We start from the raw sequence: 224 nt of genomic DNA, 5'->3' as shown, positions 1-224 counted from the left end.
GCGATGACGCTGTACAGTGCGGTCGTGAGCGACGTCACCGGCGAGCGCAGCGCGCTGGTCGGGCTCGAGAACCAGATCCGGCCTTATTTCACAATGCTGGTCGAGGACTTGCCGCAACGGCCGGACCTGGTCGGGGACCTGTTCCTCGCCGCGCAGCTGATCGAGCGGCCGGGCGCTGCGCAGACCCTGTCGCAGCTCGCGCGCCAGCTTTCGGCCGGCGCCGG

At 70.1% G+C, this 224-nt stretch carries 1 protein-coding gene; it reads left to right on the top strand.

Annotated features, from left to right (window positions below):
- The coding region (locus tag ACY9Z2_RS19525; protein WP_463611328.1) for a hypothetical protein at positions 1-224 on the top strand (224 nt) is incomplete at both ends.

Source organism: Virgibacillus sp. GM2-2, assembly GCF_055329585.1.
Note: the sequence above shows the minus strand (reverse complement) of the source record. Positions and strands in the feature narration are given on the sequence as shown.